This window comes from Aeromonas sp. ZOR0002, assembly GCF_963866995.1.
Taxonomy (GTDB): domain Bacteria; phylum Pseudomonadota; class Gammaproteobacteria; order Enterobacterales; family Aeromonadaceae; genus Aeromonas; species Aeromonas caviae.
In genome coordinates, this window is record NZ_CAWMFQ010000322.1 from 1 (window position 1) to 5,241 (window position 5,241).

Annotated in this window: 6 protein-coding genes, 1 tRNA gene and 1 pseudogene; 3 read left to right on the plus strand and 5 right to left on the minus strand. The window is 60.4% G+C overall.

What is annotated here, in order from left to right:
* The coding region (locus AACR77_RS17245; protein ID WP_042878595.1) for a protein adenylyltransferase SelO family protein at positions 1-254 on the minus strand (254 nt) is incomplete at its 3' end.
* A 104-nt stretch (positions 255-358) separates the two neighbouring features.
* Between AACR77_RS17245 and AACR77_RS17250 the strand changes: the two genes are divergently transcribed.
* Positions 359-661 (plus strand): c-type cytochrome, encoded by a 303-nt coding sequence (locus AACR77_RS17250; protein WP_041214243.1) that lies wholly within the window; start codon positions 359-361, stop codon positions 659-661.
* 48 nt (positions 662-709) lie between these two features.
* On the opposite strand, the gene recQ is transcribed toward AACR77_RS17250, so the two are convergent.
* A complete protein-coding gene (recQ, locus tag AACR77_RS17255; RefSeq protein WP_039039660.1) occupies positions 710-2,545 on the minus strand; it encodes an ATP-dependent DNA helicase RecQ in 1,836 nt (611 codons plus the stop codon).
* 131 nt (positions 2,546-2,676) lie between these two features.
* Between recQ and AACR77_RS17260 the strand changes: the two genes are divergently transcribed.
* Both AACR77_RS17260 and AACR77_RS17265 read left to right on the plus strand, forming a co-directional pair.
* Positions 2,677-3,141: a thioesterase family protein gene (locus AACR77_RS17260; RefSeq protein ID WP_042878596.1), complete on the plus strand. Its 465-nt coding sequence runs from the start codon at positions 2,677-2,679 to the stop codon at positions 3,139-3,141.
* Between the two features lie 123 nt (positions 3,142-3,264).
* Positions 3,265-3,792, plus strand: a complete 528-nt coding sequence (locus AACR77_RS17265; protein ID WP_010676052.1) for an AbiTii domain-containing protein — start codon at positions 3,265-3,267, stop codon at positions 3,790-3,792.
* A gap of 271 nt (positions 3,793-4,063) precedes the next feature.
* Here AACR77_RS17265 and AACR77_RS17270 read toward each other — a convergent pair.
* From AACR77_RS17270 to AACR77_RS17280, 3 genes and pseudogenes are all read right to left on the minus strand, one after another.
* Positions 4,064-4,140: transfer RNA gene (locus AACR77_RS17270), tRNA-Pro, on the minus strand.
* A gap of 140 nt (positions 4,141-4,280) precedes the next feature.
* The gene (locus AACR77_RS17275; RefSeq protein ID WP_042878597.1) at positions 4,281-5,006 is read right to left on the minus strand and encodes an MOSC domain-containing protein; all 726 of its coding nucleotides are present in this window, start codon (positions 5,004-5,006) and stop codon (positions 4,281-4,283) included.
* 48 nt (positions 5,007-5,054) lie between these two features.
* Positions 5,055-5,241 (minus strand): annotated as a pseudogene (locus AACR77_RS17280) (putrescine ABC transporter permease PotI); the annotation flags it as partial.

A 5,241-nucleotide genomic window follows, 5' to 3' on the forward strand; every position in this document is an offset into this window, starting at 1 on the left:
CGGCCATCCCCGAGACGCGGGCTGTAGCCGCCGAACTGGTGGCCCGCATAGACCTGAGCCACCGGCTGCATGCCCGGCAGGGGCTGCCCCTGGCCGCAACAAGCGAGCCACTGCGCCTCACTCACCTCCCCGAGCCCCAGCTCCCCAAGCAGCGCACGGTTCAGATGCAGCAATCTGGGGCCATGCAGCGGCTGCGGGGCAACGGGCTCGCAAGCCCAGGGGAGTTCGGTGGCAAAAGTGTTGATCAACTTCATGGTGATGAGGGTTGTCCCTGCGTATGCTCGTGTCACTCTTTATACCGCCGTCGGCTCGTCGAGGCTAACAGGCGATCACGATTATTCATTTCAAGGAGAAGACGATGCAAAAGTGGGTCTATACCCTGCCCCTGCTGGCGCTTGCCTGGGGCCATCAGGCCAAGGCGGCCGACATAGACGCAGGCAAGGCCAAATCCGTGGTCTGTGCCGCCTGTCATGGCGCGGATGGCAAGGCGAGCGTCCCGACCTACCCCCACCTCGCGGGCCAGAACCAGGCCTATCTGCTCAAGCAGATGAAGGCGTTCAAGGGGGGTTCCCGTACCGAGCCACTGATGGTTCCCTTCATGGCGATGCTGACCGAGGCGGACATGGAGAATCTGGCGGCCTATTACGCCAGCCTCAAATAATGCATGGCGCCGACCAACGGGCGCCTTTCCACTGTTTGTTGTGCCAGCCTACCGGCGGCAGTAGTCGATGATCAGGTCCATAAAGGCCTCACCGAAGCGCTCCAGCTTGCGGTGACCGACACCGTTGACCGCCAGCATTTCCTCCTCGGTCATCGGCATGAGCTGTGCCATCTCAACCAGGGTGGCGTCGTTGAACACCACATAGGGCGGCACCTCTTCATCCTCGGCGATCTGCTTGCGCAGGGCGCGCAGCTCCTTGAACAGCCGCTTGTCATAGTTGGCGTTGTCGAGCAGGCCGTTGCGCTTCTCCTTGCGACTGGAGATGGGCTGCAGGCGGGGGACTGCCAGTTCAAGCTTCATCTCGCCACGCAGCACGGGTCGAGCCGCTTCGGTCAGCTGCAACACCAGATTGCGGGTGATGTTCTGGGTCAGCAACCCCTTGTGGATCAGCTGGCGGATGACGCTCATCCAGTATTCGTGGCTCTGATCCTTGCCGATGCCGTAGGTCGACAGCTTGTCGTGACCGTGATCCTTGATGCGCTGGTTCAGCGATCCGCGCAGCACCTCCACCACATAACCCACCCCGAAATTCTGTCCCACCCGCCAGACGCAGGAGAGCGCTTTCTGGGCGTCTTCGGTGCCGTCATAACTCTGGGGCGGATCGAGGCAGATGTCGCAGTTGCCGCACGGCTTGTCGTTGTACTCGCCGAAGTAGTTGAGCAGCACCTGACGGCGGCAAGTCTGCGCCTCGGCGAAGGCCGCCATCACGTTGAGCTTGTACTGCTCCACCTGCAACTGCTGTGGGTTTTCGATGTTGTCGAGCAGCCGGCGCACCCGACCGATGTCGGCGGGATCGTAGAGCAGCAGCGCCTCGGCCGGGGTGCCGTCGCGCCCGGCACGGCCGGTTTCCTGATAGTAGGATTCGATGTTCTTCGGGATGTCGTAGTGCACCACGAAGCGCACGTTGGGCTTGTCGATGCCCATGCCGAACGCCACCGTCGCCACCACGATCTCGATGTCATCCTTGAGGAAGGCCTCCTGGGTCTGCTGACGCAGCTCGAGCGGCAGGCCGGCATGATAGGGTGCCGCCTTGCAGCCGTGACGGGATAGCCGCTCGGCCACCTCCTCCACCCGATTGCGGCTGGAGCAGTAGACGATGCCGCAGTTGCCCTTCTGGCTCTGCACGTAGCGCAGCAGCTGCTCCGCCGCCTTGAACTTCTCCACCAGGCTGTAGCGGATATTGGGCCGATCGAAGCTGGCGGTGTGGATGAAGGGATCGTTCAGTTCCAGCCGGTGCAGCATGTCGCTGCGGGTCGCCTCGTCGGCGGTGGCGGTGAGCGCCACCACGGGCACCTGGGGGAACCACTGCTTGAGCCGTCCCAGCGCCGCATATTCCGGCCGAAAATCGTGCCCCCACTGGGAGACGCAGTGCGCCTCGTCGATGGCGAACAGGCCGAGGGGCAGCTCCGCCAACCGGTCCATGAACTCGTGCTGCAGCAAACGCTCGGGGGAAACATAAACCAGCTTGATCTCGCCCCGGCGCATGGCGGCAAAGTTCTGGATCATCTCTTCCCGGCTCAGTGCCGAGTTGATGTAGACCGCCGCCACGCCGTTGGCGCGCAGGGTGTCGACCTGATCCTTCATCAGCGAGATGAGGGGGGAGACCACCACACCGAGCCCGGGTCGCAGCAGCGCCGGGATCTGGTAGCAAAGCGACTTGCCGCCGCCGGTGGGTTTGAGCACCAGGGCATCGCGCCCTGCCACTATCTGCTCGATGATCTCGAGCTGGCCCGGCCGAAACTGCTGATAGCCAAACACCGCCTGCAACAGGGCAAGGGGATTCTCTGGCTGAGGGTCAGGCAGGGTTTCGGCAATGACGGTCATGGGCTCTCCTTTGGGGTCGCCATTCTAAAGCAGCCGCCGCCCACAATAAACCTGCCATTGCGAGTGTTAAGGAAGTGTTGCAGACTGGCTGGAGTTTTTACTCGGCTTTGATGACAGGGCGGACTGAAGGAATGAAACAGATGCTCAAGAAGATGGCGCTCAGTGGCATAGCCAACCTGTTCGCCGAAAAGATGCCCTTCAACAAACTGATCGGCATGCAAGTCACCCACTACGACTTCGATAAAGTGGAGCTGCGCATCAAGATGGAGGAGAAGCTCATCGGCAACCCTTTTCACAACATACTGCACGGCGGGGTCACCGCCAGCCTGCTCGATGTGGCGGGCGGCATGATAGTCGCCGCCTCCTGCATCGACGAGTTGGAGGACTTCTCCCCCAGCTATCTCAAGGAGCGCTTCTCGCGACTTGGCACCATCGATCTGCGGGTGGACTATCTTCGTCCCGGTCGCGGCAACGAGTTCATCGCCACCGCCCACATCATCCGGGCAGGCAGCAAGGTCGCAGTCGCCCGCATGGAGCTGCACAACGAAGAGGGCACTCACATCGCCTTCGGCACGGGGACCTACCTCGTCGGCTAATGGTTTTTATTGCATAAAAAGTGCGCTTCTAAGCTGATTTTAATCATTAGAATTCTCACCCCCTCTTCCGCTCAGGGTCCATACTGAAAGTCGGGATTCTGTGCAGAGGGAGGATTGCAGACGATGAGCGCGATACTGGCTACCCAACCATCCAGAGCCTTGCTGACACGACTTGAGGCCATGCGCGAAGAAGTGCAGACCCCAGAGTGCCGTCACTGGTTGGAACAGGAGCTGGAGGGGTATTCTCTCTGTTCACCCCTGCCCTGGTATCGCATCATTGCCTGTCGGCAACGCGGTCACTTCCTGAATCTGAAGACGGGAAAATATCTGACTTGCCATATCGGCAGCCAAACGCTAAGCCAACGCGACCTGGCCCAAGTTCAGTTCATCTATGCCCGTGAACCCGCCGCCCACTATTTACTGCGTCACGATTCCCATATCGAGCCTTGGCCGGAATCACTGCTGGAAGCGTATCGAGAGCAGCTGATCCCTGGTCATCTCTGCCTGCAAGCCTGGCATGAGCCCGTGTCTTCGCTGCGTTCACAACTGATGGAGGGAATAGCACATTTCATTAGTGAGTACCCCAAGCATGCGGCCCTGCAAACCCAACACGGTTTCAAGGCATTGCGGCATCAACACTGGCATATCTGAATGAGCGCCTGGGGCGCAAGGAGGGCACCATCGACAAGACCCACAACGAGATTGTCACAATCTAGAGTGCCGGAGTCAGGATCAGACTCCACCAGTGGGGCCACCGAGCGGTGGCCCTTTTAGTTGGGCAAATGAGGGAGATCGGAGCAGGAACAGGAACAGGAACAGGAACAGGAACAGGAACAGGAACAGCAATCGACAATGGAAATGTCAGCTTTGCTTCAACAGACCAAATGCGAAAAGGCCGCTCATTGAGCGGCCTTTTCAAATGTGGTCGGTGTGAGAGGATTCGAACCTCCGACCCCTTCGTCCCGAACGAAGTGCGCTACCAAGCTGCGCTACACACCGATGTCTGCGGGGCGAGAATTTACCGAAAGCCCCGACCCGACACAAGCCTTTTTTTGCATTCACTCTAAAAAAATGGCTTTACGCTCAATAATTCAGCGAGTCGCAGCAAAAATCGCCACAAGGTATCTTTCCGCCTGCCTTCAGTCCTGTCGAGGCAACCTGAACTCGGTCGGCCCCAGCAAACGCCGGCTCCAATCCGCCACCACTCCATGTTCCAGCCAATGGGCCGCATGCTGGCGCCAGTTGGGAGAGAGCGCCGGGTTCTCCAGCAGCAGTTGCAGCTCTTCCTCGTTGCGGGCCTGGTTGAACAGGATGTCGGCGGTGCGCTTCACCGTCAGCTCAGGGTAGGGTCTGTCCACCAGTGTCAGCTCCCCCTGCGGATCCACCCTTCCCTCTTCCAGCACCCGCAGCAGCCAGCCACAGCGGCCACTCAGCTGCATCACCTGGGAGAGCTGGCCATAGCCAAAGCGCTGGTTGAGCTTGAAACAGGGGGATCTGGGCTGGCTTATCTGGATCAGCGCCTCCCCAAGTCGATAGACATCGCCGATGCAGGCCTGCGCCTCCGTCAGCCCCGAACCAGAGAGATTCTCGCCAAAGGCGGCAGGCTGCCAAGGTGTGCGTGGTACAGGCAGTCCCAGCGCGGTTTGCCAGGTTTTCCACCAGGCGTAGTGCTCCGCAGGGTAATGGTGCAGGGCTCGATCCGGGCCGCCATGATGGCGTCTGTCGCTCTGCTCATCCCCGCGAAGGCCGAGGAAATCGCACCACAGAGGGGCGTCGGCAGGCTGCTTGTGGATGGCACTGATGAGGCCGGGGGCCTGCTCTGAGTTCAGTTCGGCGCTCTGGCCGATGAAGAGGGAGATCCGCATTCCATTCTCCTGACGGATGGGGGAATGCGGATCTTATCACGGGGCAGGTCAGGCAACTGCCTGCATCTGGGTGGTCATGGCGATCTCGGCGCGACGGCGTTTCTCCGCCCGGGCCATCAGATACCAGCTACCGAAGGTGAACAGGGATACCGACAGCAGGATCAGACTCGCGATGGCGTTGATCTCGGGCTTCACGCCGAGGCGCACCGCCGAGAACACTTCCATCGGCAGGGGG

Coding starts and splice junctions, on each gene's coding strand:
- AACR77_RS17250 (WP_041214243.1), top strand. CDS start 359: ATGCAAAAGTGGGTCTATACCCTGCCCCTGCTGGCGCTTGCCTGGGGC.
- recQ (WP_039039660.1), bottom strand. CDS start 2,545: ATGACCGTCATTGCCGAAACCCTGCCTGACCCTCAGCCAGAGAATCCC.
- AACR77_RS17265 (WP_010676052.1), top strand. CDS start 3,265: ATGAGCGCGATACTGGCTACCCAACCATCCAGAGCCTTGCTGACACGA.
- AACR77_RS17260 (WP_042878596.1), top strand. CDS start 2,677: ATGAAACAGATGCTCAAGAAGATGGCGCTCAGTGGCATAGCCAACCTG.
- AACR77_RS17275 (WP_042878597.1), bottom strand. CDS start 5,006: ATGCGGATCTCCCTCTTCATCGGCCAGAGCGCCGAACTGAACTCAGAG.